Origin of the sequence: Bradyrhizobium sp. AUGA SZCCT0431 (assembly GCF_018131065.1) — a bacterium.
Taxonomy (GTDB): Bacteria; Pseudomonadota; Alphaproteobacteria; order Rhizobiales; family Xanthobacteraceae; genus Bradyrhizobium.
This window is the reverse complement of sequence record NZ_JAFCLR010000022.1, coordinates 1-26,661: the sequence shown is the minus strand read 5'-3', so window position 1 is coordinate 26,661 and position 26,661 is coordinate 1. Positions and strand designations below refer to the sequence as shown.

Genomic DNA, 26,661 nt, shown 5'->3' with positions numbered 1-26,661 from the left:
TCACACCTTGATCGGAGCGACGTCGATCCAGCGCCGTTCGCGCCAGCTCTGCAAGGCGCATTCGGCAAGCTGCACGCCCTTGGCGCCTTCCAGCAGCGTGTACTTGTATGGCGCGTCCTCGCAGACGTGGCGAATGAACATTTCCCACTGCTCCTTGAAACCGTTGTCGTAGACGACGTTCTCGGGGAGCGTCTGCCAGTCGGCGTAGAAATCATGCGTACGCTTTTCGTCCGGGTTCCACACCGGCCGTGGCGTGGCCTGCCGCGCCTGGATGACGCAATCGGTCAGCCCCGCGACTGCCGAGCCGTGGGTACCGTCGACCTGGAAGGTGACGAGGTCGTCGCGATAGACCCGCGTCACCCAGGACATGTTGATGTGCGCGATCACCCCGCCCCTGAGGCGGAAAGTGGCGTAGGCGGAATCGTCTGCGGTCGCCTTGTACTGCTTGCCGTTCTCGTCAAAACGTTCAGGGATATCAGTGGTGCCGGTGCAGCTCACGCTCTCGACCTCGCCGAAGAGATTGTCGAGCACGTAGCGCCAGTGGCAGACCATGTCGAGGATGATGCCGCCGCCATCCTCGCTGCGGTAATTCCAGGATGGCCGCTGCGCCTCCTGCCAGCCGCCTTCGAACACCCAATAGCCGAACTCGCCGCGCACCGAGAGCATGCGGCCGAAGAAGCCGGAGTCGCGCAGGAAGGCGAGCTTCTTCAGGCCCGGCAGGAACAGCTTGTCCTGCACCGTGCCGTGCTTCACGCCTTTTGAAGCGGCGAGCCGCAGCACCGCCACCGCTTCTTCCAGATTGGTCGCGATCGGCTTTTCGCAATAGACGTGCTTGCCGGCATTGATCGCCTTGGTCAGCAGCGTGGGCCGCGCCTGCGTGGTCGCGGCATCGAAGAAGATGGTGTCGTTCTTGTCAGCCAGCGCCTTGTCGAGGTCGGTCGACCAGCGCTCGACGTTGAAGCGCTTGGCGAGGCGTTCGACTTTGTCTGCATCACGGCCGATCAGGATCGGGTCCGGCATCATGCGGTCGCCATTGCCAAGCACCACGCCGCCCTGGTCGCGGATCGCAACGATGGAGCGGATCAGATGCTGGTTGAGCCCCATGCGGCCGGTCACACCGTTCATGATCAGGCCGAGGCGTTTGGTCGTCATATCGCTTGCTCCTGCAAGGTTTTTGCTTTTGGTTGTTGAAGCGGCGGCAACGCCGACCACTCCGGATGTACTGATGTCGCGAAGCCCGGCGCTGCCAGCGATCCCGTCAGCAGATCGCCGTCGTGGATCGACAGCCTGATGATGTTGCCGTCGCGGATGTAGAGATCGGGATGCGCGCTAAGAAACGCCTCGGCCTCGGCAGCGGGCGTCTCGGCAAATCCATCGACGTAATGGTGGCCGTTGCGCTCGGCATGGGTGACGCCGATCAGCGCGCCCAGCGCCAGATCCTGCTGCACACCGAGCCCGGCCTGACAGGTCAGGTCCTCGCCCGAGATGAAATACCGTCCGCCGTCGGCGCTCCATTTGGCCGCGCGAGCGGCGTTGATGACCGATTTGTAGATGCCCTTGCATGACTTCGAGGAGATACCACGATAGCCCAGCGCGCGGGCGGCCGGGAAGGCATCGTAGGAATCGTCGGCTTCGTCGATGATGAAATCGCGGCCGGTGAGCGCACCGAGCGGCGACTGCCGCGTGATATCGCGCGGCATCGGCTGCTCGATATACAGAAGTTTTCCCGCGATCGGCTTCAACGCGCTGTCACGTTCGAGGCGCTCGACCAGCGCGCCCAGCGCGCTGAGATCGGCATATTGCTCGTTGGCATCCAGCGTCACCTTGTACTCATACGGCAGCTTCGCGAGTTCGTTGCCGATCCGGATCAGGCGCGCCGCATCCGCCGCGGGATCGCCGTTCAGTTTCAGCTTGAAATAACGGGCGCCGGCGTTTTCGTTTGCGTCGGCAACGCCGCCCTCGCCTTCGACCGTGTCGTCCATGCCGACCGTGTGCCGGATCGCGACCCGCTCCAGCCGCCGGCGACCCGAAAGGAATTGCGCGATGGCGTCATCCCCCAGATCGGGCGACAACCGCGCATCGATCCCGGCCAAATTTTCGGTCATGCCATCAAAGAAATTGGCGCCCAGCCCGCGCAGCAACGCATCCAGGATCGCCTTGTCGATCTCGGCCGGCCCAAAGCCGGCGGCGAGCGGCGGGATATCCTCTTTCGCACAGCCTTCGACCTGCGCGGCGATGATGGCGGCGTGGTGTCCGAACGCGGTGTCAAAGCCGGATCGCGCCAGATAAAGCTCGCGTGCAATCGCAAGCGCGCGGCGCAATCCGTCGATGGTCTGTTGCGGCGAAAGATGTGCGCGCTTGTCGAACCATTTCGAGGCCATCATTTCGGCGCTGGCGCCGATCGAAGTGCCCTTGCCTTCGATCTCGATTTCGGCGCGCACGAAAACCTGCACCGACGACGTGATCACCACGCTGCCGAACCGGAACGGCTTCGCGAACGGGATCGGCCGCTCGAAGAACGAAATATCCCGCACAGCGATGCGAGGAGGCATGGCGTTCTCCCCTCTAGTCCAGCGCGCTTTGGGTGAAGAAGTGCTTTCGGATCCGTTGCACCAGTTCGGTGAAGGCGGGATCGGCCATCGCATCCAGCGAACGCGGTCGCGGCAGCGGCACGTCGTAGATCGCGGCGATCGCGCCGGGGCGCTCGGTCATGACCAGCACGCGGTCGGCCAGGAACACCGCTTCCGGTATCGAGTGCGTGATCAGCAGCACGGTCTTGCCGGTCTCGCGCTGGATCCGCATCAGTTCGACATTCATCTTCTCGCGCGTCATGGCGTCGAGCGCGCCGAACGGCTCGTCCATCAGCATGATCTTGGGATCGTGCACCAGCGCCCGGCAGATCGAAGCGCGCTGCTGCATGCCGCCCGACAACTGCCAGGGCAGCTTCTTCTCGAAACCTTCGAGCCCGACCATCTTGAGCAGCGCCTTGGCGCGCACGAGATATTCCTCGCGCGGCAGCTGCTTCATGTCGATCGGCAGCATCACATTGCCGAGAATATTGCGCCACGGCAGCAGCAGCGCATTCTGGAACACGATGCCAACATTGCCGTGCGGTTTTGTCACCTGCTCGCCTTCGACCAGAATCTCGCCGGTCGAGGGCGCCAGCAGGCCCGAGATCATCTTCAGCAGCGTGGACTTGCCGCAGCCGGACGGGCCGACCACGACAAAGAACTCGCCCTCGTTGATATGAAAATCCAGCGGCTTCAGCGACGGCACATCGCCGTCGCGCGAGCGATAGGTCTTCGATACGCCTGATAGCGTGATCGCCGGCGTGCCAGCGCCTGCCCGATCGGACACCAGGCGCAGATGCGCCGCGGGCTGATCGGTCTCCGTTGCTTTGGTCGCTGCGTTCATTCAGTACGTTCCGTTCGAAACCAGTGATAGCTATCCGTCATTGCGAGGAGCGAAGCGACGAAGCAATCCATACTTGCTTTGCTGCGCCATGGATTGCTTCGCTTCGCTCGCAATGACGAGGAGAGTTATGGGGCCCTCAAGAACCACCCTTCGGCAGATAATCATTGGTATAAAACGCCTTCGGATTGTCCTTGGCCTTGGCTTCGAGGCCGCCATACTCGACCATCAGATTGACCGTGTCGGTCATGTTCTGGTCGGTCACCTCGAAGGGCCGCTTGCCCTTGGTTTCCGCCGTGCGATAGAGCGGGATCGTCAGTTCAAAGCCCTGCGTCAGCGTTTCGATCTTGCCGCCCTTGGGGTTGGCGTCGAGGATCGATTGCGCTGCGGCCTTGGGCTCCTTCTCGGCGGCTTCGACCGCCTTGGTCGTCGCCGACATGAAGCGCTTGACGAGGTCGGCATTGGCCTTGACGAACTCGGTGTTGGCGACGACGCCCGAGCAGACCATGTTGATGCCGTAGTCGGCGAACTTGATCGCGTTGACGTCCTTGCCGGTGGCGTCCTTGATCTTCATCGACTGGTCCATGACATAACCGAGCAGGAGGTCAGCCTGGCCGTTGATGACGGCATTGAGCTTGGTCTGGCCATCGCCGGCCACCGTCTGGAAATCGCTTTCCTTCAGGCCGGTCTTCTTCAGGAACAGCGGCCAGATCTGGGTCATGGAATCGGCGGGCGTGATCGCCACCGTCTTGCCCTTGATGTCTTCGGGCTTCTTGATGTTCTTCTCGACGAAACCCATCGCCGACATCGGGCTGGTTTGCAGCAGCACGCCGGTGGCAACGATCGGCGCACCCTTGACTGCCGCGCGCATCATGGTGGGCACGTCGACATAGCCGAAATTGGCGGTCTTGGCCGCAACGGCCTGCGTGGTCGCCGCCGAACCGCGACCTTCCTGGATTTCGAGATCGATGCCTTCAGCGGCATAGATGCCCTTGGCCTTGCCGTAATAGAACGGCGCGTGCTCGCCGTAGACGTACCAGTTCAGCATCAGCACCACCTTGTCGGCGGCGGATGCCGAGGCGGTCCACGCTAACGTGACTACAATCGCCAGAATAAATTTCATCATGTCTTCTCCTCCCGTTTTCACTTTTGTTGTTCGTCATTGCCTGCAACAAACGCGAAGCGTTTGTGCAAGGGAGCATTAGCGACGAAGTAACCCATTCTTCCGTTGTGGCTCGATGGATTGCTTCGCTTCGCTCGCAATGACGGCGTCTCCCTTGTCTCACTTACGAAGCAAAGATGATGTCCTCGCGCTGGCTGACATGCCAGGGAATGACGAGGCTTTCGATCCGGTCGACGATCCAGAACAGGATCACGCCCAGCAGCGCGAGAATCACCAGCGCGGCGAACATCGTCGGCAGATCGAAGGTGCCGATCGAGCGCTGCAGCACATAGCCGATGCCGGAATTGGAGCCGACGAATTCGCCAACCACGGCGCCGACCACGGCCAGCGTAATCGAGACCTTCAGGCCAGAGAAAATCGCGGGCATCGCATGCGGCAGGTTGACGGCGCAGAATACCCTGAAGCGGCTGCCCTGCATCGCGCGCGCCAGATCGACCATATCAGGGTCGACCGACTTGAAGCCCTGCACCGCGGACACCACCACCGGGAAGAAGCCCAGCAGAAACGCCGAGATCACTTTCGGAATGATGCCGAAGCCGAACCAGACCACGAACAGCGGCGCGATCGCGATCTTCGGCACGGACTGGGAGAACACCAGCAGCGGATAGACGTAGCTTTCCACCGTCCTTGATCCCGCGATCAGCATGGCGACGGGAATGCCGAACACGGCCGAGAGCAGGAACCCGCAGATGGTGGCGTAGGTGGTGGGCCAGGCCTGCCGCAGCAGTTCCGGCCAGTCGGTCCACAGCACGGCTACGACATCGCCGGGCGCCGGGATCTGGTAGGCGGGAATCCGGAACACGCGGATGGTCAGGTCCCAGATCACGACGATGAAAATCAGGAACAAAAACGGCCGCACCCACGCCGCGTTGAGCGCTTTGGTCACGCCGCTGGGGCCCTTTGGTTCGGCCACGTCTCGCTCCCTGATCAGGTTCTTGTCGGCGAGAAATTAACCCGTTGGATAAATACTGTCCAGTGGCTTCCCTGTGACATTTTGAGCCGTCTTGGACCGTCATTCCCCGATGCGCAATTGCGCATCGGGGAATGACGTGGGGAGGTGCGACAAATCAACCCGACGGGCAAATCAATTCTGATTTCCGGAAATGATGTCAAGCCCAAGTATCAAAAATATTTCTGTTTTCCAGAACGGCAAATCAGTTTACATAGTGGCCATCCCGTCCCACTCAGAGGGCGTCGGCCGTCGTCACGGACGTTGGACGGGTTGCGGTGGACGCTGAAGTGCCGGCGACGAACGGCACTGAAGCGTACGGCGAAGTCGTGTGGTCCTGGCGCCCCGTTGCTGGCGTCAAGTCTATGGAGCAATCCGTAGGCGATGGTGGCAAGAAAGCCCGTTCACCAGGGAGAGCACGATATAAGCCGTAAAGCCATTGCGCAGGGAAGGCCGGGTGTTCTCCGCTGGACCTGTATGCTCGTGTGCGCATTTTTCTGTGCAAATTGCACACGGGACCGCGGGTGCAGCGCGCACCCGGTCTTCCCTGCGCCCTCTCAATCGAGGGCAAGGAATTTCTGGCAAAGCTCGGGCGTAATGCGTCGCGAGATCGCGAACACATATTCAGTTGTCATCACCCGCGCATGCGGGTGATCCAGTATTCCAGAGACGCCAATGATTGAACCGAGAAGCCGCGGCGTACTGGGTCCCCCGCTTTCGCGGAGGACGACAGCGGAAAGCGCCGGGAAGACGCGAGTTTTGTCACACCGGCTGATGCGCCGGAGCCCGCAATCCCGCCGGCTTCGGCTTGCCGAAATCCGCGGTGGATTTTCCGGTCAGCGCCGCCAGCACCAGCGCGACCATGTGGGCGAGGCGCTCGTCCCGCGCCTCCTTCTTCAGGAGGTCGCGGCCGAAGATCACGCTCAGCGTCGCGCTGTTCGACAGATAGAAGAAGCACAGGCCCGCGATCGAGATATAGAGCTGGACCGGATCGACCGCGACGCGGAAGTCGCCGCTTTCGACGCCGCGATTGACCACGGTGCGGATCATCTCGACGAACGGCGAGTGCATCGATTTGACCTTGGTCGAGCGCTTGAGGTGGCGCGCCTTGGCAAGGTTCTCGGTGTTGAGGAGCGCCAAAAACTCCGGATTGCGGATGAAGTAGTTCCAGGTGAAATCGATCAGCCGTTCGATCGCTTCCGGCGGATCGAGATGTTCGAGATCGAGCCCGCGCTCCTCGGCGCGGATCTGCTCATAGGCGCCTTCGAGCACTTCGAGGTAGAGGTCCTCCTTGTTGCCGATGTGATAATACAGCATGCGCTTGTTGGCGCCGGCATTGGCCGCGATCCGGTCGACGCGCGCACCGGCTAGGCCGTGGGCGGCGAATTCCTGCTTGGCGGCCTCGAGAATGCGGATCCGCATGCCCTCGGGGTCGCGCTGCCATTTCAGAACACGTTTTGCCTTTGCCAATTCAATCGCTCAATGATCGCATATACGGGATTTAGCACGCTATCCCCGTTATTGCGAGAAGCGTCAGAACGTAGGGTGGGCAAAGCGCAAGCGTGCCCACCATCTTGTTTTGCCGAAAAGAATGGCGGGCACGGCGCAAGCGCGCCTTTGCCCACCCTACGGCCGCTCACCCTACGGCTTCACCGAAGGCTGCACCAGCAGCGTCGGCACGCCGCAGGTGCCGTTGCGCACGGTCATCACCCGCGTGCCCGGCTTGCGGCCGGTGCGGATTTCGGAGACGTCGACACCGGCAGCCGTCAGCCGCGCATGGGTGGCGTCGATATCGGCGACGCGCCAGCACAGGCCCCGCAGCCTGTCGTGGAGTTTATCTTGTGCCCCGTCCGCCGGCTTGCCCGGCCGGTGTGTGACCTCGACGATGAGATCGCCGCAGCGGAAGAACATCAGCCGGCCCCAGTCCGGATGCGACCGGTCGAGTGCCATGTCGAGCCCGAGCCGCGCCCCATAGAGCGCGGCGGCCCGCTCGGGATCCGGCGTCGAGACCACGACATGATCCATCGCGGTGATCGATGCCGGCCCGGTTCGCACCGACAGCGGGCGCTCCTTTGCCAGTTCGAGGAAGAACATCCGGATGCCACGCGTCGCATCGGTGGCGGCGCGGGTGCGCTTCCACGACAAGGTCGCCTCCGTGACCGCATCGCGGCTTTCGACCTCGGCGACCGGCTCCGGCTTCAGGGTCAGCCGGTCGAGCCTGCGATGCAATTTCGTGATGTCGTTGGTGCGAAAACAAAGGCTCGCCAGCCCCTCACCCTGCGCCGCGAGCACGGCGCGGATGCGTTCCGCCGCCTCGCCGTCGCCGCGCGGCGTCATCAATTCCAGCGTCACGTTATCAAGCGTGAACAACACGCGCTCGGCGCCGTCGCCACTGTTGCGCCAGGCCGGCGTCCGCCCAAACAGCGACTGATAGGCCGCCTCGCCCGCCGAAATATCGCCGGTGAGAACGACCACATGATCGAGACCTGTAATCACGGCAAACGCCCTCCCCCTTTTGTCGCACCGTCCGGAACCCCGGAGCGCGGTCAGCCGTTATGACGGGCATGCTGCAATGCCTCAGGACGGTCCTAATCCCCTCAAATGCCCTTCTCAAGCCGCAAACACGGCACGGTTGCGAATAATTTCGGCGAATGCATCCGACAAGCAGTGCTAATGTAACGCGCCGGGCCGGACCCACCCTTCAGCCCAATACTCTGAAGTACAATGACGGAAAACGAATGCAGGCCCTCTTCATCGGACAGACCTATATCGACGTTACCTTCATCACCGACCACATGCCGACCGGCGATGAAAAGCATGTGGCCTCGGCCTACGCAGTGTCGTTTGGCGGCAACGCCGTCACGGCGGCGTTCTGCTGCGCCAAGCTCGGAGTCGTGCCGGACCTGATTGCAACCGTCGCCAATGACTGGCTCGGCCGCATGTTTCAGGACATGAGCGCGAAATACGGGATCTCGATCCATCCGCGCAAGGTCAACTCTTCCTCGCTGTCCTTCATCATGCCGAAAGACGGCAAGCGCGCCATCGTGCGCTGCCGCGACGACGAACACATCCACCCTTTTCCGATCCTCAATCTCAGGGGATGCCGCGCGCTGCATATCGACGGCCACCAGCCGGACGCCGCGATCCATTATGCCAAGCTGTGCCGCGAGGACGGTATTCTGACCTCGCTCGACGGGGGCGGCCTGCGCACCAATACCCATGAGCTATTGGAGTTCATCGACGTCGCCATCGTCGCGGAGCGGCTGTGCGAGCAGATGGACAAGACGCCCGAAGCGATGCTGGACTATCTCAAGAGCCGCGGCTGCCGCGTCGGCGGCGTCACGCTCGGCGAAAAGGGCTTGCTGTGGTACGATGAGACAGGCTCCGTCCGCAGCCTGCCCGCGCTTCCGATCCCGCGTGAGCGCGTGATCGACACCAACGGCGCAGGCGACGTCTTCCACGGCGCCTACGTCTATTCCTATTTGAGCAACCCCGGCAAAGGCTGGCATGAGCATTTCGAATTTGCGCGCGCCGCCTCGACCTTCAAGATCCAGCGCCTCGGCAACGAAGCGGGATTGCCGACACTACCCGATATCGACGCCGTCAAGCAGGAGTTCGCGGTCGTGGCCTGACCGCGTGATGTGGGGATAAAGATGGGGCGCGTCTTCGTCGCCGGCAGCATCAACATGGATGTGGTGGCGACCGCCGACCGGCATCCGCTTGTCGGCGAGACCGTCGCCGGCAATGCGGTGCTGTATTTTCCCGGCGGCAAGGGCGCCAACCAGGCGGTGGCGGCCGCCAAGCTCGGCGCGCCCACCACGCTGATCGGCCGGCTGGGAACGGATGCCTTCGGGCAGCAATTACGGACGTTTCTCGCCGCGCAGGGCGTCGACCTCACCTTCGTCAAGGACACAGCCGAGGCCCATACCGGAACGGCGCTCATCACCATCGCCAATGCCGACAATACCATCGTCGTCGTGCCCGGCGCCAATGCGCTGGTGAGCACTGAAGATATCGGCGCGCCCGTTCTCGCCAAGGGCGACATCGCAGTCAGCCAGTTCGAAATCCCGTTACCCACGATCGCTGCATTCTTCAGGCGCGCCCGCGCTGCCGGTGCGACCACGATCCTCAACCCCGCGCCCGCGACCCGGTTCGGACGCGAACTGCTCGATCTCGTCGACATCCTCGTTCTCAACGAGACTGAGCTTGGGCTTCTCGCCAGCACCGAACTTCGGGATACCGATGATGACGCCCGCTTCATCGAAGCTGTCCGGTTGCTGCCGTCAAACCGTGATCAGATCATTTGCGTGACGCTGGGCAGCCGCGGCGTGCTTGCGATGATCGACGGTCAGCCGTCGGTCATCCCCGGCCGCAAGGTGAAGGCGGTTGATACCACCGGCGCCGGCGATTGCCTTGTCGGTGCGCTCGCGGCGCAGTTGGCGGATGGAAAAGCCATCCGCGACGCCCTCGCTTATGCCAATGCCGCGGCGTCGATCTGCGTGCAACGGATGGGCGCAGCACCCTCGATGCCGACGGCCGCGGAAGTAGCGGCCGCTATCTGAGCCAACAAGAAGGAAAACCATGGCCAAGATCGAACGCGTCGAAATCCTGCAGGTCGACCTGGTTCCAAAGACGGTGCGCACCGACGCGATCCAGTCGTTCGCCGCGCAGGAAACCCCGATGGTGCGCATTCACACCAGCGACGGCGTCGTCGGCACCGGCTACACCTATACGATCGGCACCGGCGGCTCGTCGGTCGTCGGCTTGCTGCGGGATCATCTGGCGCCGCGGCTGCTCGGCCGCGACCCGCTCGACATCGAGGCGATCTGGAAAAGCCTGTTTTTCGCAACCCATGCGACCGCGGTCGGCGCCATCACCAGCCTCGCACTCGCCGCCATCGATGCCGCGCTGTGGGACGTCAAATGCCTTGCGGCGGGCCGGCCGCTCTGGAAGGAGGCCGGCGGCGCGCAAGCCGCCGTGCCGGTCTACTCCACCGAAGGCGGCTGGCTGCATGTCGAACCGCAGGCGCTGGTCGACGATGCGCTCGCGGTGCGCGCGCAGGGTTTTGGCGGCGCCAAGATCAAGGTCGGCCGGCCGCATGTCAGCGAGGACATCGCGCGTCTCTCGGCGGTGCGCGAGGCCGTCGGGCCCGGATTCGAGATCATGGTCGACGCCAATCAGGCCTTCACCGTCGGCGAAGCGATCCGCCGCGCGCGGCTCTACGAGCCGCTCGACCTTGCCTGGTTCGAAGAGCCGCTGCCGGCGGAGGACCTCGGCGGCCACGTCCGGCTGGCGGCCTCGACGTCGCTGCCGATCGCCGTCGGCGAGTCGATCTATCACCCGAGCCACTTCCGCGAATATCTGCAGCGCGACGCCTGCTCGATCGTGCAGGCGGATGTGGCGCGTATCGGCGGCATCACACCGTGGCTCAAGGTCGCCCACCTCGCTGAAACCTTCAACGTTCCGATCTGTCCGCATTTCCTGATGGAATTGCACGTCTCGCTGTGCGCCGCCGTGCCGAATGCGGCCTGGGTGGAGTGGATCCCGCAGCTCGACACCATCACCACCACCCGCCTTGCGATCGAGAACGGCAAGGCCAAGCCGCCGTCGGCGCCCGGCATCGGCATCGCGTGGGACTGGCAGGCCATCGCCAAGCTGCAGGCGTTCACGCCGATCGTCGTGGGGACGTGACGTCACCTGAGCGGGAAAATGCGCGTCAGGGGCATCGAAACGCGGCTGTCACTTCAGCGACTGCAATTCGTCGTATTGCGCCCGCGTCCATCCGGCGCCGGCGGAGGCATCATTGTGCAGCGGAACCGCCGCTTGCCGGAATGCCTCGCGATCCGGCTCGACCACGGTCATGCCGAGCTTCTTGAGCTGTGTCGCCAAAACCCGCTCGGAAGCCTCGATCGACTCCGTCGCCTTCGCAGCAGCCTCCTTCATCGCATCCACAAACAGCTTCTGCTCGTCCGGCTTCAGCTTGTTCCAGACGTGGCTGCCGATCACCGTCACCATCGATTCCGTGATGTGGCCGGTCAGCACGATGTGACTCTGCACCTCGTAGAATTTCTTGGCCATGATCGTGGGCAGCGGATTCTCCTGACCGTCGACCAAACCTTGCCGGAGCGCATTATAGACGTCGGAGAATGCGATCGGCGTTGCGTTGGCGCCGACGGATCTGGTGAACATCAGGACCAGCGGCGCCGGCGGCACACGCAGCTTCATGCCCTTCATGTCTTCGGGCTTGCTGATCGGCTTGTTGGCGGTGACATGACGCTGCCCGTAATAGGTCAGCGCGACGATCTTGTGCCGGGTCTTGTCTTCATAGTCCTTCGCAAGGTCGGCAAACAGCTTGCTGGCGCGATAGGCCTTCCAATGGTCGAAATCGCGCAGCATGAACGGCGCGCCGGTGATGCCGAGCGGCTTGTAGGTTGCCGCGACGAAGTTGATGCCGACATAGACGATATCGACGGTGCCGAGCCCAAGCCCCTCATTGAGCTGATTCTCGTTGCCGAGCCGGGAAGCCGGAAACACCTCGATATCGAACTTGCCGTTGCTGCGTTTCCTGATCTCGCTCGCCGCCCACAGCGCTTCGGTGTGGTAGGGCTCGGTGATCTCGTAGACATGCGCCCATCGCAGCTTGGTCTGGGCCGAGGTCGGGCTGGCCATGACCATGGCAAGGATGATGGCGCTGCTTAGCATCAGACAGCGTGTCCAGGCGGACATGCTACCCTCCCCGATTGACTCCCGGAAGCCTCTGGCGGGCTTTCTACAGCGTTGCCGAAATGGTTCGCCGATGCAAGTGGACTGGCGGCACTCCGATTTAAGTCAGCGCGCTCTTCAGATCGAAGCTGCTATCAGCCGCCTGCTCCGGCCCGATCGAGCCGTTGGCGGCCAGCAGGCGCCGGCCGAACATGTGATCCCCGGCGCGGTTGACGGATTCGATGCCGACGAGTTGCCCGGACTTGTAGCAAAAGGCGGAGAACGCCCCCTGCCCGCGATCGCCGCGCACCACCACCTGGTCATAGCCCGTCGTCAAACCCGCGATCTGAAGCTTGTGGGGACCCTGGTCGCTCCAGAACCATGGCAGCCCGTCATAGACTTTGGCATCGCCGGTGAGCCGCGCCGCGACACAGCGCGCGTGGTCGGTGGCGTTCTGCACGGATTCGAGCCGCAGCGACCCGCCAAAGCGCGGGCTGGCATAGAGCGCGCAATCGCCGACCGCCGAGATATCCGGATCGGCCGTCAGCAGATGTTCGTCGACGATGATGCCGGCCGCCACCGGCAGGCCGGCTTCGGCCGCCAGTTCGACGTTCGGCAGGACACCGACCCCGACCACCACGAGATCGGCAGGCATATGCCGGCCATCGCTGAGGCTGACACCGGTGACCTTGCCTCCGTCGCTTTCGATGCTCGTGACCTGCACGCCGAGATGAATGCGAATGCCGGCCGCGGTGTGGCTCGCCTGGAAGAATTCGGAGATTTCAGCGGTTACCGCGCGCGCCATCACGCGGGTGCCGAGTTCGACCACGTCGACTTCCAGGCCCTTGCCCCGGGCGGTCGCCGCGAATTCCAGTCCGATGAAACCGGCCCCGATCACGACGACGCGCTGACCGGATCCGATCCGGTGCCGCAACGCCTCGCTTTCGTCGAGGGTGCGCAAATAGCGCACGCCCTCCAGATTGGCGTTGGGAATGTCGAGCAGGCGATTGCGCGCGCCGGTCGCCAGCACGAGGTGGCCATAGTCGAGGAAGGAACCGGAGCCGAGCAACAGTTTATGCGCCCCGCGGTCGATCGACACCGCCCGGTCGGAGATCAGCTCGATCTTCTGGTCGGAAAAGAATTTTTCCGGCCGGAACATCAGGCTGTCAGGCCCGCCGGTTCCCTTCAGATAGGCCTTGGACAAGGGCGGCCGCTGGTATGGCAGATGGCCCTCATCGTTCAGAAGTGCGATGCGCTCGGCAAAGCCGTGCTGGCGAAGCGAGGCGGCAACCTGAAAGCCGGCATGTCCGGCGCCGACGATTACAACAGGCCCTTGCACGACAGGCCCCTGCACAACAGATCCTTGCGTCATCGGGACAACCCAATTGCAGGCGCACAGGAATTACCCACGTCGTCTCCTCTCACTGCTGATGTTGGCTTGCTCGCCTCGTGAGAGCGGCGCTCGTGTCCGCGTCCCGAACGATGGGCACCCCCATTAGGCCTCAAGGTTTGGCAACGCGCAAGGGCGTCCCTGCCCCGGAAGGGAGGATAAGGCCGCATCCTGCGGCCGGGTCCGGGATTGTCTCCCCCAGGCTTCTGCTATTTAAATGCGCGGCGTCCGTTCCGCCCGGAGGATTTTCCGATGACGACACAAGATCATACCGCTGCCCCATCCGATGAGCCGGCACGGCTCACGATCGAAGGTCCGATTGCGACCATCACGCTGAACCGGCCCGCGGCGTTCAACTCGATCGACCTGTCAATCGCGAAAAAGCTGGAACAGCTTGGCGCCGAGGTCGAGGGCAATGACGCGATAAGAGTGCTGGTGATCCAGGGCGAAGGCCGCGCCTTCAGCGCCGGCGGCGATCTCCAGACCATCGGTGCTGCGGCAGCCGCAGACACCATTGCGCCAGTGGTCGGCGAACTCTTGAAGCACTATCACGCCTTCATCGAAACCATCCGGCGGATGCCGAAGATCGTACTGTCGAGCGTTCACGGCTCGGCGGCCGGCGCCGGCATGGGCCTCGCCTTCGTGACGGATCTTTGCATCGCCGCCGAGGACGCCCGCTTCACGCCGGCTTACGCCAAGATCGGCGTGTCGCCGGATGGCGGCAGCACCGTCGGCATGGTCGGCACCGTCGGCACCCGCCGTGCGCTGCAGCTATTTCTCGCTGAAGACAGTTTTTCGGCGCAGCAGGCTTACGATTGGGGTTTGGTCGCCAGGGTTGTTCCGGCCGCAGAACTGAAGGCGGCGACGCAAAAATTCGCCGAGCGATTGGCGCAGAACCCGCCATCGGCGATCAGCGGTACCAAGTCACTGGTCTACCAGGCCGCGGTGACGCCGGTCAGGCAGCAGCTCGATGCCGAGGAAGAGAAGATCATCGACGCCATGCACACCGACGATTTCCGTGTTGCGGTGAAGAAGTTCACCAGCAAGGGGAAGTAGGCGACCGCCGCAGCGCCATGCAAACCAGCCGAACGCGTTGGGCTCCTTAGCCCTTGCCCTCGCCGCGCATGAAATCGAAATCGCAGCCTTCGTCGGCCTGCAGGATGGTTTCGTTGAACAGATGCGCGTAGCCGCGCTTCGCCCAATCGGGCGTGGTTAGCGGCGCCAAGGCAGCACGGCGCTTTTCGAGTTCGGCATCATCGACCAAGAGATCGATGCTGCGTTTGGCGACGTCGAGCCGGATCATGTCGCCGTTCCTCACCAGCGCCAGCGGACCGCCGACGGCGGATTCCGGCGTGATGTGCAGCACGATGGTACCGAACGCCGTCCCGCTCATGCGCGCGTCGGAAATCCGGACCATGTCCTTGACGCCCGCGCGGCCGAGCTTCTTTGGAATCGGCAGATAGCCCGCTTCCGGCATGCCCGGTGCGCCCTTCGGCCCGGCATTGCGCAGCACCAGCACGTCGTCGGCATTGACGTCGAGCGCGGGATCGTCGACCCGCAGCGTCATGTCCTCGACGGACTCGAACACGACCGCACGGCCGGTATGTTGCAAGAGCTTGGGGCTTGCCGCCGAATGCTTGATCACGGCGCCGCGCGGCGCAAGGTTGCCGTGCAACACCGCCATCGCGCCTTCCGGCTTGATCGGATTGTTGCGGGGACGGATCGCGTCCTGCCCCGGCACTTCCTCGGCGTTGGCCACGACATCGCGCAGGGTCGCGCCGGTAATGGTTTTGGCATCGAGATCGATGAGGTCGCCGAGCTGCGCCATCAGCTTCGGCAGGCCGCCGGCATGATGGAAGTGCTCCATGTAATGCTCACCCGATGGCTTCAGGTCGATCAGGACAGGCACCTCGCGGCCGAGCTTGTCGAAGCCTTCGAGATCGATGCGATGCTTGGTGCGGTTGGCGATCGCGGTCAGATGAATGAGGCCGTTGGTCGAGCCGCCGATCGCCTGCAGCACCACTTGCGCGTTCCGGAACGACGACGCGGTCAAAAACTCGCTCGGCCGCGGCCCCTTCGCCTTGGCCAACGCGGCGGCGACCTTGCCGCTCGCTTCCGCGGAACGGAAGCGTTCGGCGTGTGGCGCCGGAATCGTCGCGCTCATCGGCAGCGACAGGCCCAGCGCTTCGGTGATGCACGCCATCGTGGACGCCGTGCCCATCACCATGCAGGTGCCAACCGATGGCGCGAGGCGGCCGTTGACGGCTTCGATCTCGACATCGTCGATTTCACCGGCGCGGTATTTTCCCCACAGCCGTCGGCAATCCGTGCAGGCGCCCAGCACTTCGCCCTTGTGATGCCCGACCACCATGGGTCCCACGGGAATGACGACGGTCGGCAGATCCGCACTGACCGCGGCCATGATTTGCGCCGGCAGGGTCTTGTCGCAACCGCCGATCACGACAATGGCGTCCATCGGCTGGGCGCGGATCATCTCCTCGGTATCCATCGCCATCAGGTTACGCAGATACATCGAAGTCGGATGCGAAAAACTTTCGGCAATCGAGATGGTCGGAAACACCATCGGCATCGCGCCGGTCAGCATCACCCCGCGCTTCACCGCCTCGATGATCTGCGGCACATTGCCATGGCAGGGATTGTAGTCGCTGTAGGTGTTGGTGATGCCGACGATCGGGCGGTTGAGCGCATCGTCGGAATAGCCCATCGCCTTGATGAAGGCCTTGCGCAGGAACAGCGAGAAGCCAGCATCGCCATAACTTGCCAGTCCCTTGCGAAGTCCATCATCAGCCATCTTGTTCTTCCCCATCGCTGCAGGCTCGCACTAAAGGAGTCTGCGTTATTATTGTCAATATTTGATATTCGGCGCCGAAAGCTGCGCTATTCGCCCCCGATCATACGCTATTATTGACAATAATATCCGTGCGTGCTGACTTCCAGCGATGATCGGAAGCGAGCATCCATGAACAAGCCGTTCCGCATTGGCCTTGTCGGCGCCGGCATGGTGAGCCGCCACCATCTGATCGCCTGGGCCGGTATAGCAGATCAGGCGCGCGTTGTTGCGGCCGCCGATCCCTCGGCCGACAACGCCGCACGCCGCGCAACCGAATTCGAGATACCCAGGATCTACGCCAGCGCCGAAGCGATGCTGGCGGAGACCGATCTTGACGCCATCGACATCGCGGCGCCACGTGAGATGCACGCGCCGCTGGTCCGGCTCGCGGCAAGCAAGCGCCTGCCGGTGCTCTGCCAGAAGCCGCTGGCGCCTAACCTGCAGCAGGCAACCGACCTCGCTGCCGAGGTCCGCGACCTGACCCGGCTGATGGTGCACGAGAACTGGCGCTTTCGCGGATATTATCGCGACGCCGCAGTCTGGCTGCGCGAGGGCCGCATCGGCAACGTCAAGCAGGCGCAGCTCACGCTGCTGACGTCGGGCGTGCTGCCGGGACCCGACGGGCTTTGTCCGGCCCTGGAGCGACAGCCCTTCATGCGCCGCGAAAAACGTATGCTGGTCGCTGAGGTCTTGATCCATCACCTCGATACGCTGCGGATGCTGCTCGGGCCGCTGCGCGTGACGGCGGCTGCGCTTTCGCGTTCGAGCGAGCAGCTCGTGGGCGAAGACGGCGCGGTGATCCAGCTCCAGGCTGGCAATGGCGCCGGCGTCACGGTGTTTGCGAGCTTTGCCGCGCACGGGCATCCGGCCACCCAGATCGACCGGCTCGAAATTCTCGGCGACATGGGCGCCATCAAGCTCGACGGGCCACAACTCATCTGCTCGGGTGCTTCGCCGCAGCAGAGGGTCTACGATCTCGCTACCGAGTATCAGGGGTCCTATAACCGGACGATTGCGCACTTCGTGCAATCATTGCGGGACAACACGCCGTTCGAGACCGCGCCGCAGGATAATCTGGAGACGTTGCGGCTGGTCGAGGATTGCTATCGGCTGTCAGGCTGGGAGGCTTTGCAATGAAGCCGCAGGAAGCATTGACCGAGATTTCCGCGCTGACGCGCGAGGAAGAGCAGGCGGAAGTGATCCGCCGGCTGGAAGAGGACATCATCTTCGGCCGCTTCGCGCCGGGTTCGCGGCTGGTCGAAGACACGCTGATGACGCGCTACCGCGCCAGCCGGCATTTCGTGCGCCAGGGCCTGTTTCAGCTTGAGCGCCAGGGCATCGTGCTGCGCGAGAAGAATATCGGCGCCACCGTGCGGTTCTATTCGGCCGAGGAAGTGCGGCAGATCTACGAGGTCCGGGAAATGCTGACGCGGCAGGCGGCGCTGATGATCGCCCTGCCCGCGCCAGCAAGCCTGATCGAGCAGTTGAGCGAATTGCAGCGGCAATATTGCGCCAAGGCCGACGCGCAGGATCTACGCGGCATCCATGAGGCCAATGACGCTTTTCACGTCGCACTGTTCTCCGCCTGCGGCAATCCCTATCTGGTGCGCTCGCTGCAGGACTACATGAACCTGACGCTGCCGATGCGCGCCAAGAATCTGGCCGACAAAGAGGGACTGGCGCTGTCACGGCGCCAGCACGAATTCATGATCGAACTGCTGAAAGGACGCGACAACTGGGCGCTGGCGCAGCTCTGCGTCGATCACATGCAGTTCAGCAAGTCGGATTATCTCGCCCGCATCGCGGGAGATGAGGCCGCGAGATAGCAGCTGTCATTCCGGGATGGTCCGCAGGACCAGACCCGGAATCTCGAGATTCCCCGATGTGCAATTGCACATCTGAGGTTCGCATCTTCGATGCGCCCCGGAATGACGCCGAAGGGCGTCACTTCCAATCCACGATCCTGCCCCTGTCGCCGTCGAACTCCATGCCGCAGAACGTGCCGCCCTGGTAGAAATCGCTGACCAGATCGGGCTTGAGCTTGGCCTGCTCGGCCATCGCATGCTCGCGATGATCTTCGCCGCGGCCGGTCGGGCGATAGCCGAGCTCGTAGGCGCGGTGATTGTCCCACCAGGCGCGCTCGTTGTAGGAGGCGCCGTAGAAGATCTCGAAATGAATGTCGGGATGGTCGAGCCCGATCCGGCAGAGTTGCACCAGGTCTTCCGGCTTCAGCCAGATCGCGAGCCGGCGGTGGTCCAGCGGCTTGTCGCCGAAATTGCCGATGCGCAGACACGTCACCCCAAGCCCGTGCTTGTCGGCATAGAGCGAGCCGACCGCTTCGCCAAACACCTTGCTGACGCCATAGCGGCTGTCGGGACGCGCGGTGACGTCGGTGCCGATCCGGTGATGGCGCGGGTAGAAGCCGACCGCATGGTTGGATGAAGCGAACACCACGCGCTTGACACCCTTCTTGCGCGCCGCCTCGAACAGATTGTAGCAACCGATGATGTTGGATTGCAGGATCGAGTCCCAGGGGCCTTCGACCGAATAGCCGCCAAAATGCAGGATGCCGTCGACACCCTCGCAGATCGCCTCGACCTGCGCGGGATCGGCCAGATCCGCCGCCTTGAATTTCTCGTTCGCGCCGAGATCAGCAGGCGTCGCGAGATCGCTCAGCAGCAGATCCGGATAGATCGGCGGCAACAGCTTGCGCAGGCTGGTGCCGATACCTCCGGCAGCGCCGGTCATCAATATGCGTGGCATTTCTTTCCTCTTCGTTGCGACCGATTTGCGGTCGCTGGCCGACAATGATAGCAAACCAATCTGCGAGGAAACGCAACAGCAACGAGAACAGCAAATGTCCGAGGCAACACCCCGCGCCGGCTGGCAGCCGGCGACCTATTATCCCGATCCGGCGATTCACGCGCTCGATCCGCGGTTTGAGAAATACTGGCTCAAGCTTTCGGCGGTGGAACGGCTGGCCACCGGCATGCGCTGGGCCGAAGGGCCGGTGTGGTTCGGCGACGGGCGCTATCTGCTGTGCAGCGACATTCCCAACAACCGCATCATCAAATGGGAAGAGGAGACTGGCGCGGTCAGCCACTACCGCAAGCCGTCGAATTTCGCCAACGGCCATACCCGCGACCGCCAGGGCCGGCTGATCACCTGCGAACATGGCGGCCGCCGCGTTACCCGCACGGAATATGACGGATCGATTACCGTTCTGATCGATTCCTTCAACGGCAAGCGGCTGAATTCGCCGAACGACGTCGTGGTGAAATCGGACGGTTCGATCTGGTTCACCGATCCGATTTTCGGCCTGCTCGGCAATTACGAGGGCTACAAGGCCGAGCCCGAACTCGACATGAATGTCTACCGGATCGATGGCGCCACCGGGAAGGCCACCATCGTCGCCGAAGGTATTTTGGGGCCGAACGGGCTTTGCTTTTCGCCGGATGAGAAGATTCTCTACGTCATCGAATCCCGGGGCGTGCCGACCCGCAAGATCCTCGCTTACGACGTCTCACCCGGCGGCGATACACTTTCCGACAAGCGCGTGTTCGTCGATGCCGGTCCCGGCACGCCCGACGGCATGCGTTCCGACATCGACGGCAATCTGTGGTGCGGCTGGGGCATGGGCGATCCCGAACTCGACGGCGTCGTGGTGTTCGCGCCCGACGGCGTCATGATCGGCCGCATCGCGCTGCCCGAACGCTGCGCCAATCTCTGTTTCGGCGGCCTGAAGCGCAACCGGCTGTTCATGGCCGCGAGCCAGTCGATCTACGCGCTGTATGTGAACACGCAGGGCGCGCTCGGGGGATAGCTCCGCGCCCTGCCCTCACCGCGCCGGCTCAGCCCTTCTTCTCCTGCGCGGCGGCGGTTTGCTTGGCCAGTCCCTCTTCAAACGCCTTTTCCAGCGTCGCGGCATAGGCGTTGAACTCACCGGGATTGACGAACGGATTGGGCGCGCCTTCGCCGAGTTTGGCACGCTTCTCCTGCATCTTGTACATTTCCGGATGCGGCGCGAGCAGGACCTCCACCTTGATGTCCTTGGCCCGCGCGAAGGTCTTGCGGTAATCGGCGACGATCCCGGGATAGGTCGGGTTGGTCACGAGGCGGTTCAGCGCCACGGTGCCGCTGCAGAAGATCAAGACCGAGCGGGTCGCATCGCCGTCCTTCACCGAAAATTCCCAGCTGGTGCAGCCCGGCGAATGGCCAGGCGTTTCGCGCGCGATGATCTTCACGTCACCGAGCGCAACCGTGTCACCCTCGCGAACGGTGCGGTCCACCTTGACCGGCGGGAAATTCAGCACGGTTTCCTCCCGCGCGCCGGGATAGTAGCCACCTTCGAGCAAAGGCTTGTCGGCTTCACCGGCGACAAGCTGGGCGCCGCTCGCCGCCTTCATTTCGGCGAGGCCGCCGGTGTGATCGATATGGGCGTGGGTGTTCAGCAAGTATTTGATGTCGGTGACCTTGAAGCCAAGCTTCTCGATGTTGCCTTTGATCTGCGAGGTCGCCTCCGGCATCACCGTATCGACCAGGATATGACCTTGCGGCGACGTAATCAGATAGGATGACAGGCCGTTGGTGCCGACATAGTAGACGTTGCCGATGATCTTGAACGGCTCTGTCGGCTCGTTCCATTTCACCAGCAGCGTCGCGAGCAGATCCTTGAGGCTCTGCGCCTGCGCTGCGCCGGTCAACGGCAATAGCGCGACAAGCGCAATGACCAGTTTCCTCATATCCGCTCTCCCTTTTTTCTTTTCATTCTTCATTCTTCGCGCCATGCGCAACGTCCGCCGCACGACGACTCAATTCAACAAAAAATGCCGGCTGCTTTAGGGCAGCCGGCACTCTTAGAATCGACGGCGTTAGCGCCGCATCAGCTCACGCGGCGTTGTAGCCGGCGACCGCCTTCACTTCGAGATATTCTTCCAGGCCGTACTTGCCCCACTCGCGGCCGTTGCCGGACTGCTTGTAGCCGCCGAACGGCGCGGTGCGGTCGTTCGGAACGCCCTGCAGGTTGACGTTGCCGGCGCGGATCTGTCGGCCGACCCGGCGCGCGCTTTCGACGGTGTCACCGGTGACGTAACCGGCCAGACCATAGGGCGTGTCGTTGGCGATCTTGACCGCTTCGGCTTCGTCCTTGGCGCCGAGGATCGTGAGCACCGGCCCGAAGATTTCCTCGCGGGCGATGGTCATGTCGTTGGTGACGTCGGCGAAGATGGTCGGGCGCACGTAGAAGCCCTTGTTGACGCCCTCGGGCAGACCGGGACCACCGGCGACGAGGGTTGCACCCTCGTCGATGCCCTTCTTGATCAACGCCTGGATCTTGTCCCACTGGATGCGGGACACCACGGGACCGATCGTGGTGCCATCAGCGCGCGGATCGCCCGCCTTGGTCTTGTCGGCAACCGCCTTCGCGATGGCGGCGACTTCCTTCATCTTCGACAGCGGCACGATCATCCGCGACGGGGCGTTGCACGATTGTCCGGAGTTGTTGAACATGTGCATGACGCCGCCGGTGACGGCCTTGGTGAGGTCGGCGCCTTCCAGGATCACGTTCGGCGACTTGCCGCCGAGTTCCTGGCTGACGCGCTTCACGGTCGGCGCGGCGCGCTTGGCGACATCGACGCCGGCGCGGGTCGAGCCGGTGAACGAGATCATGTCGATGTCCGGATGCTCGCTCATCGCGGCACCCACCTCGGGGCCGAGGCCGTTGACGAGATTGAACACGCCCTTCGGCACGCCGGCTTCATGGAGGATTTCGGCGAAGATCAGTGCCGAGGTCGGCGTGAATTCCGACGGCTTCAGGATCATGGTGCAGCCGGCGGCAAGCGCGGGCGCGACCTTGCAGGCGATCTGGTTCAGCGGCCAGTTCCACGGCGTGATCATGCCGATGACGCCGACGGGCTCACGCAGCACCGTGGCGGTGCCGAGGTTTTCCTCGAAATGATAGTTCTTCAGCACCTCCAGCGTGGAGGCGATATGGCCGAGGCCGGCGCCGGCCTGCAGCCGCTCTGCCATCGGCAGCGGCGCGCCCATTTCGTCGGACACGGCAGCGCCGATATCTTTCATGCGCCCCTTGTAGATTTCGATGATCTTCTCCAGCAGCGCGACACGCTCCTCGCGGCTGGTCTGGGAGAAGGTCACGAAGGCGCGCTTGGCGGCAGCGACGGCCTTGTCGAGATCGGCCTTCGAGCCGAGCGCAACCTCATACATCGCCTCTTCGGTCGCCGGATTGATGACGGGCGTGGACTTCTTGACGGCGGGATCGACCCAGGCGCCGTCGATGTAGAATTGCATACGGTTGACCATCGGAAACCTCGTTATTTCACAGGGCGGAAGGATTAAGGGAACGGGGGCGTTCGGCAGGCATCCTTGCACGAAAATCCCGGCAATTGAACCCGCCATATGCGGGATGCCGCGTTGCGGCGGGCACCGGATATAAGGTCAGTGGTGTAACGGATGCAAGACGGTAACCGTCGCCCCGGCGAAGGCCGGGGCCCATACGCCGTGAACTCTCATTTTGCCACGTTGATTGATACGTTCTAAACACAACCTCCGCTGCGGAGTATGGGCCCCGGCCTTCGCCGGGGCGACGACTACACCGCCATTTTCCGATGCCGCACCGGTGCCCCGACGGTGAGGCTTTCCGCCGCATCGATGATGGCGTTGGCGTCCATGCCGTGGTGGCGGTAGAGGTCGGCGATGGTGCCGGTCTGGCCGAACTGCTCGACGCCCAGCGCCTCCACCCGGTGGCCGCGCACGCTGCCGAGCCAGCCCAGCGCCGCCGGATGGCCGTCGATCACGCTGACGATGCCGCAGTCGCGCGGCAGCGGCGCCAGCAATTGTTCGATATGGCTGAGATGCTGAACGCCGCGGCGGTCGCGGCGCAGTTTTCGCGCCGCGGTCCAGCCAGAATGCAGGCGGTCCGCCGAGGTCACCGCCAATAGTCCAACGTCCCGGTGGCTCTCTCCGATGAAGCCGACCGCCTCGATCGCCTCGGGCGCGACCGCGCCGGTATAGGCGATCACGACGTCGCAATTCGCACCGGGCTTGCGCAGCCAATAGGCGCCGTCGGTGATCTCGCGCTGCAGGTCCGGTGTCATGATCCGCTGCGGCTGGTCGATGGTCCGGGTCGACAGCCGCAGATACACCGACCCGCCCTCACCGGCTTCGCGCTGCATGTGCTGGAATCCCCAGCCCATGATCACGGAGAGTTCATCGACAAAGGCCGGCTCGAATGAGGCCAGGCCGTCCTGTGCGATGCCGATCAGGGGCGTTGCGATCGACTGGTGCGCGCCGCCCTCCGGCGCCAGCGTAATGCCCGACGGCGTCGCCGCCACCATGAAGCGCGCGTCCTGGTAGCAGGCGTAATTCATCGCATCGAGGCCGCGCTGGATGAAGGGATCGTACAGCGTGCCGATCGGCAGCAGCCGCTCGCCGTTGATCTGGTGCGACAGCCCGAGCGCAGAAAGCATGATGAACAGGTTCATCTCGGCGATTCCAAGCTCGAGGTGCTGTCCCTTCGGCGAAAAATCCCAGTTGAAGGTCGAGGGGATTTTCTCCTGCCGAAACAGATCGTGGTTTTCCGCCTTCGCAAACAGCCCGCGCCGGTTGACCCAGGCGCCGAGATTGGTCGACACCGTCACGTCAGGAGAGGTGGTGACGATGCGCGAGGCCAGTTCAGTGTCACCGCGCGCCAGTTCGTTGAGCACCAGGCCAAAACCCTGCTGGGTCGACATCTGCGCCGCCGGCTTGAAGGCAAGCCGCTCGGGTACATCGATCACGGGCGCGGTCAGGCGCCGGCGGCCCTCGGCGTTGAACGGCGCTTCGGTGAGGAACGCTTCGAGCTTCGCCGGGTCCTGCGACAACCCTTCGAACTTCTCCCATTCATGACCGGGGCGGATGTTCTGCGCCGCACGCCATTTTTCCATCTGCGCGACCGTCATCAGACCCGCATGGTTGTCCTTGTGGCCCTGCATCGGCAGCCCGACGCCCTTGATGGTGTAGGCGATGAAGCAGACCGGGCGATCATGATCGATCGACTCGAAGGCATCGATCATGCTGGTCATGTCGTGGCCGCCGAGATTGGACATCAGCGCCAAAAGCTCCTCGTCGCTGCGGCGGTCGATCAGTTGCGTCACCAGACCCTGATCGCCGATGTCGTCCTGCAGATGCTTGCGGAACGCGGCACCGCCCTGGAAGCACAACGCGGCATACATCTGGTTCGGGCAATTATCGATCCAGCGCCGCAGCGCCTCGCCGCCGGGTTCAGCGAATGCCGCCTGCATCAACGTGCCGTATTTCACGATTCTGACGTCCCAGCCGAAATTGCGGAACATGGACTCGAATTTTTCCCAGAGCCCTTCGCGCACCACGGCGTCCAGGCTTTGGCGGTTATAGTCGACCACCCACCAGGTGTTGCGCAGTCCGTGCTTCCAGCCCTCGAGCAATGCCTCGAAGATATTGCCCTCATCCATTTCGGCGTCGCCGACCAGCGCGATCATGCGCCCCTCGGGACGATCCTTCATCCAGCCATGCGATTTGACGTAATCCTGCACCAGCGAGGAGAACAGGGTTTGCGCCACGCCGAGACCGACCGAGCCGGTGGAGAAATCGACGTCGTCGGCGTCCTTGGTGCGCGACGGGTAGGATTGCGCGCCCTTGAAGCCGCGGAAATTCTCCAGCTTCTCGCGGGTCTGATGCCCGAACAGATACTGGATGGCGTGAAACACCGGGCTCGCATGCGGCTTCACCGCGACGCGGTCCTGCGGCCGCAGCACCGAGAAATACAGCGCCGACATGATATTGGCGAGCGAGGCCGATGAGGCCTGATGGCCACCGACCTTCAGGCCGTCGGCGTTGGGCCTGATGTGATTGGCGTGATGGATGGTCCACGACGACAGCCAGAGTACCTTGCGTGCCAGCGCGGACAATGATTCCAGGCGTGCGGGCTCGATGGGCATGGCGTTGCTCCGGACTTCAAGGATTCTAGCCAAATTTTACCGGGACTGGCCTCCCCAGAAATCTCAATTTCCCGCGACATACCGTCTCAAATTGGGATAAAATACCAATCCGAGCCCCATTATCCAGAGTTTGTTTCAATGCCTACCCTCGACGCCATCGACCGCAAGATCCTCAGCCTGCTGCAATCCGACAGCCGCATGACCATGCAGGAGCTCTCCGAGAAGGTCGGACTCTCGGTGTCGCCCTGCCACCGCCGGGTGAAATTGCTCGAAGAGCGCGGCGTCATCACGCGCTATATCGCCACCGTCGACCAGAAATCGCTCGGCCTGCATGTCAGCGTCTTCATCTCGATCAAGCTGGCGCGGCAGAAGGAGGAGGACCTCAACCGGTTTGCCAAGGCGATCTCGAAATGGGACGAGGTGCTGGAATGCTATCTGATGACGGGAAATCGCGATTACCTGCTGCGTGTCGTCGCCGCTGATCTGTCGTCCTACGAGGCGTTCTTGAAAAACAAGCTGACACGGCTGGATGGGATTGCGTCGATCGAGTCGAGTTTTGCGCTGAGCCAGGTGAAGTATTCGATCGCGCTGCCGGTGTGAGGAAAGATCTATCTCTCGTCGTCCCGGCGAAGGCCGGGACCCATAACCCCGGTCATCTGTTGTTGAAGGAAGTCGTCGACCATCGTGCGCAACAATCTCCGCCGCGGCGTATGGGTCCCCCGATGCGCAATTGCGCATCTGAGCTCAAGGCCGGGACGACGGTGGTGTTTGTAGCTGGCACCATCATCCCAAACACGCCTCCGCCTTCTCGCGACGCATTGCGCCCGAGCTTTGCCAGAAATTCCTTGCCCTCTCAAACTGAGGGCGCAGGGAAGACCGGGTGCGCGCTGCACCCGCGGTCTCGCGTGCGGTTTGCACAAAACAAAGTGCACACGAGCATACAGGGCAGCGGAGAACACCCGGCCTTCCCTGCGCAATGGCTTTACGGCTTATAACGCGATCTCCCCGGTGAACGGGCTTTCTTGCCACCGTCGCCCCTGATCGGCGTTTGGCCTCTCAGGAACTTGACACCAGCAACGGGGTGTCAGGACCACGCGCCTTCGCCGTACGCCTCTGTCGCGTTACGTCTTCGCAACATCGGCGTCCACCGCAACCCGTCCAACGTCCGTGACGACGGCCGACGCCCTCTGAGTGGGACGGGAT

General features: G+C 63.0%; 22 protein-coding genes. 8 read left to right on the top strand and 14 right to left on the bottom strand.

The genetic code is table 11. The features are described 5' to 3' along the window. The 7 genes from JQ567_RS21745 to JQ567_RS21715 form a co-directional block, all read right to left on the bottom strand. Positions 1–1,152 (bottom strand): Gfo/Idh/MocA family protein, encoded by a 1,152-nt coding sequence (locus JQ567_RS21745; protein WP_212440691.1) that lies wholly within the window; start codon positions 1,150–1,152, stop codon positions 1–3. Then, positions 1,149–2,552: a mandelate racemase/muconate lactonizing enzyme family protein gene (locus JQ567_RS21740; protein ID WP_212440690.1), complete on the bottom strand. Its 1,404-nt coding sequence runs from the start codon at positions 2,550–2,552 to the stop codon at positions 1,149–1,151. The genes JQ567_RS21745 and JQ567_RS21740 overlap by 4 nt, the downstream gene beginning before the upstream one ends. Before the next feature lie 13 nt (positions 2,553–2,565). Then, on the bottom strand, positions 2,566–3,414 hold the full coding sequence (locus tag JQ567_RS21735) for an ABC transporter ATP-binding protein (protein ID WP_212440689.1): 849 nt from the start codon (positions 3,412–3,414) through the stop codon (positions 2,566–2,568). Positions 3,415–3,550: 136 nt separating this feature from the next. Then, the gene (locus JQ567_RS21730) at positions 3,551–4,537 is read right to left on the bottom strand and encodes an ABC transporter substrate-binding protein (RefSeq protein WP_409363626.1); all 987 of its coding nucleotides are present in this window, start codon (positions 4,535–4,537) and stop codon (positions 3,551–3,553) included. A 160-nt stretch (positions 4,538–4,697) separates the two neighbouring features. Next, the gene (locus JQ567_RS21725; protein ID WP_212440688.1) at positions 4,698–5,507 is read right to left on the bottom strand and encodes an ABC transporter permease; all 810 of its coding nucleotides are present in this window, start codon (positions 5,505–5,507) and stop codon (positions 4,698–4,700) included. 798 nt (positions 5,508–6,305) lie between these two features. Continuing rightward, positions 6,306–7,013 (bottom strand): TetR/AcrR family transcriptional regulator, encoded by a 708-nt coding sequence (locus JQ567_RS21720; RefSeq protein WP_212440687.1) that lies wholly within the window; start codon positions 7,011–7,013, stop codon positions 6,306–6,308. Positions 7,014–7,184: 171 nt separating this feature from the next. Continuing rightward, positions 7,185–8,039 carry a VOC family protein gene (locus tag JQ567_RS21715; RefSeq protein WP_212440686.1) on the bottom strand — a complete coding sequence of 285 codons (855 nt, stop codon included), beginning with the start codon at positions 8,037–8,039 and terminating at the stop codon, positions 7,185–7,187. Between the two features lie 242 nt (positions 8,040–8,281). On the opposite strand from JQ567_RS21715, the gene JQ567_RS21710 reads away from it, so the two are divergent. From JQ567_RS21710 to JQ567_RS21700, 3 genes are read left to right on the top strand one after another with little or no spacing between them, the layout of a single operon-like run. Next, positions 8,282–9,175, top strand: coding sequence for a sugar kinase (locus tag JQ567_RS21710; protein WP_212440685.1), 894 nt, complete (start codon positions 8,282–8,284; stop codon positions 9,173–9,175). 21 nt (positions 9,176–9,196) lie between these two features. Further along, positions 9,197–10,105 carry a ribokinase gene (locus tag JQ567_RS21705; RefSeq protein ID WP_212440684.1) on the top strand — a complete coding sequence of 303 codons (909 nt, stop codon included), beginning with the start codon at positions 9,197–9,199 and terminating at the stop codon, positions 10,103–10,105. A 19-nt stretch (positions 10,106–10,124) separates the two neighbouring features. Beyond that, a complete protein-coding gene (locus JQ567_RS21700; RefSeq protein WP_212440683.1) occupies positions 10,125–11,234 on the top strand; it encodes a mandelate racemase/muconate lactonizing enzyme family protein in 1,110 nt (369 codons plus the stop codon). Between the two features lie 48 nt (positions 11,235–11,282). On the opposite strand, the gene JQ567_RS21695 is transcribed toward JQ567_RS21700, so the two are convergent. After that, positions 11,283–12,269 carry a sialic acid TRAP transporter substrate-binding protein SiaP gene (locus JQ567_RS21695; RefSeq protein WP_212440682.1) on the bottom strand — a complete coding sequence of 329 codons (987 nt, stop codon included), beginning with the start codon at positions 12,267–12,269 and terminating at the stop codon, positions 11,283–11,285. Between the two features lie 97 nt (positions 12,270–12,366). Further along, complete coding sequence (locus JQ567_RS21690) at positions 12,367–13,617, bottom strand: NAD(P)/FAD-dependent oxidoreductase (protein WP_212440681.1); 1,251 nt, start codon at positions 13,615–13,617, stop codon at positions 12,367–12,369. Positions 13,618–13,887: 270 nt separating this feature from the next. Here JQ567_RS21690 and JQ567_RS21685 point away from each other — a divergent pair, with 270 nt between their 5' ends. Beyond that, positions 13,888–14,691: an enoyl-CoA hydratase/isomerase family protein gene (locus tag JQ567_RS21685; RefSeq protein ID WP_212440680.1), complete on the top strand. Its 804-nt coding sequence runs from the start codon at positions 13,888–13,890 to the stop codon at positions 14,689–14,691. A gap of 46 nt (positions 14,692–14,737) precedes the next feature. Here the strand turns inward: JQ567_RS21685 and JQ567_RS21680 are convergent, their stop codons facing one another. Beyond that, entirely contained in the window at positions 14,738–16,447 is a 1,710-nt protein-coding gene (locus JQ567_RS21680; RefSeq protein ID WP_212440679.1) for an IlvD/Edd family dehydratase, read from the bottom strand. 168 nt (positions 16,448–16,615) lie between these two features. On the opposite strand from JQ567_RS21680, the gene JQ567_RS21675 reads away from it, so the two are divergent. Continuing rightward, positions 16,616–17,623: a Gfo/Idh/MocA family protein gene (locus JQ567_RS21675; protein WP_212440678.1), complete on the top strand. Its 1,008-nt coding sequence runs from the start codon at positions 16,616–16,618 to the stop codon at positions 17,621–17,623. Beyond that, the gene (locus tag JQ567_RS21670; RefSeq protein ID WP_212440677.1) at positions 17,620–18,312 is read left to right on the top strand and encodes a GntR family transcriptional regulator; all 693 of its coding nucleotides are present in this window, start codon (positions 17,620–17,622) and stop codon (positions 18,310–18,312) included. The genes JQ567_RS21675 and JQ567_RS21670 overlap by 4 nt, the downstream gene beginning before the upstream one ends. Before the next feature lie 118 nt (positions 18,313–18,430). On the opposite strand, the gene JQ567_RS21665 is transcribed toward JQ567_RS21670, so the two are convergent. After that, a complete protein-coding gene (locus JQ567_RS21665; RefSeq protein WP_212440676.1) occupies positions 18,431–19,249 on the bottom strand; it encodes an NAD(P)-dependent oxidoreductase in 819 nt (272 codons plus the stop codon). 94 nt (positions 19,250–19,343) lie between these two features. Between JQ567_RS21665 and JQ567_RS21660 the strand changes: the two genes are divergently transcribed. After that, entirely contained in the window at positions 19,344–20,309 is a 966-nt protein-coding gene (locus JQ567_RS21660; protein WP_212440675.1) for an SMP-30/gluconolactonase/LRE family protein, read from the top strand. Positions 20,310–20,337: 28 nt separating this feature from the next. On the opposite strand, the gene bla is transcribed toward JQ567_RS21660, so the two are convergent. The 3 genes from bla to JQ567_RS21645 form a co-directional block, all read right to left on the bottom strand. Next, positions 20,338–21,228, bottom strand: a complete 891-nt coding sequence (bla, locus tag JQ567_RS21655) for a subclass B3 metallo-beta-lactamase (RefSeq protein WP_212440674.1) — start codon at positions 21,226–21,228, stop codon at positions 20,338–20,340. Positions 21,229–21,373: 145 nt separating this feature from the next. Continuing rightward, positions 21,374–22,804 carry an aldehyde dehydrogenase family protein gene (locus tag JQ567_RS21650; RefSeq protein ID WP_212440673.1) on the bottom strand — a complete coding sequence of 477 codons (1,431 nt, stop codon included), beginning with the start codon at positions 22,802–22,804 and terminating at the stop codon, positions 21,374–21,376. 287 nt (positions 22,805–23,091) lie between these two features. Continuing rightward, positions 23,092–25,458, bottom strand: a complete 2,367-nt coding sequence (locus tag JQ567_RS21645; protein ID WP_212440672.1) for a transketolase — start codon at positions 25,456–25,458, stop codon at positions 23,092–23,094. Positions 25,459–25,596: 138 nt separating this feature from the next. Here JQ567_RS21645 and JQ567_RS21640 point away from each other — a divergent pair, with 138 nt between their 5' ends. Next, the gene (locus tag JQ567_RS21640; RefSeq protein WP_212440671.1) at positions 25,597–26,058 is read left to right on the top strand and encodes an Lrp/AsnC family transcriptional regulator; all 462 of its coding nucleotides are present in this window, start codon (positions 25,597–25,599) and stop codon (positions 26,056–26,058) included. Positions 26,059–26,661 lie beyond the last annotated feature (603 nt).

Bases quoted from the DNA above. Each gene is read 5' to 3' on its own strand.
- JQ567_RS21745 (WP_212440691.1), bottom strand. From the start codon at position 1,152: ATGACGACCAAACGCCTCGGCCTGATCATGAACGGTGTGACCGGCCGC.
- JQ567_RS21740 (WP_212440690.1), bottom strand. From the start codon at position 2,552: ATGCCTCCTCGCATCGCTGTGCGGGATATTTCGTTCTTCGAGCGGCCG.
- JQ567_RS21735 (WP_212440689.1), bottom strand. From the start codon at position 3,414: ATGAACGCAGCGACCAAAGCAACGGAGACCGATCAGCCCGCGGCGCAT.
- JQ567_RS21730 (WP_409363626.1), bottom strand. From the start codon at position 4,537: ATGATGAAATTTATTCTGGCGATTGTAGTCACGTTAGCGTGGACCGCC.
- JQ567_RS21710 (WP_212440685.1), top strand. From the start codon at position 8,282: ATGCAGGCCCTCTTCATCGGACAGACCTATATCGACGTTACCTTCATC.
- JQ567_RS21705 (WP_212440684.1), top strand. From the start codon at position 9,197: ATGGGGCGCGTCTTCGTCGCCGGCAGCATCAACATGGATGTGGTGGCG.
- JQ567_RS21700 (WP_212440683.1), top strand. From the start codon at position 10,125: ATGGCCAAGATCGAACGCGTCGAAATCCTGCAGGTCGACCTGGTTCCA.
- JQ567_RS21695 (WP_212440682.1), bottom strand. From the start codon at position 12,269: ATGTCCGCCTGGACACGCTGTCTGATGCTAAGCAGCGCCATCATCCTT.
- JQ567_RS21690 (WP_212440681.1), bottom strand. From the start codon at position 13,617: ATGACGCAAGGATCTGTTGTGCAGGGGCCTGTCGTGCAAGGGCCTGTT.
- JQ567_RS21685 (WP_212440680.1), top strand. From the start codon at position 13,888: ATGACGACACAAGATCATACCGCTGCCCCATCCGATGAGCCGGCACGG.
- JQ567_RS21680 (WP_212440679.1), bottom strand. From the start codon at position 16,447: ATGGCTGATGATGGACTTCGCAAGGGACTGGCAAGTTATGGCGATGCT.
- JQ567_RS21675 (WP_212440678.1), top strand. From the start codon at position 16,616: ATGAACAAGCCGTTCCGCATTGGCCTTGTCGGCGCCGGCATGGTGAGC.
- JQ567_RS21670 (WP_212440677.1), top strand. From the start codon at position 17,620: ATGAAGCCGCAGGAAGCATTGACCGAGATTTCCGCGCTGACGCGCGAG.
- JQ567_RS21665 (WP_212440676.1), bottom strand. From the start codon at position 19,249: ATGCCACGCATATTGATGACCGGCGCTGCCGGAGGTATCGGCACCAGC.
- JQ567_RS21660 (WP_212440675.1), top strand. From the start codon at position 19,344: ATGTCCGAGGCAACACCCCGCGCCGGCTGGCAGCCGGCGACCTATTAT.
- bla (WP_212440674.1), bottom strand. From the start codon at position 21,228: ATGAGGAAACTGGTCATTGCGCTTGTCGCGCTATTGCCGTTGACCGGC.
- JQ567_RS21650 (WP_212440673.1), bottom strand. From the start codon at position 22,804: ATGGTCAACCGTATGCAATTCTACATCGACGGCGCCTGGGTCGATCCC.
- JQ567_RS21645 (WP_212440672.1), bottom strand. From the start codon at position 25,458: ATGCCCATCGAGCCCGCACGCCTGGAATCATTGTCCGCGCTGGCACGC.
- JQ567_RS21640 (WP_212440671.1), top strand. From the start codon at position 25,597: ATGCCTACCCTCGACGCCATCGACCGCAAGATCCTCAGCCTGCTGCAA.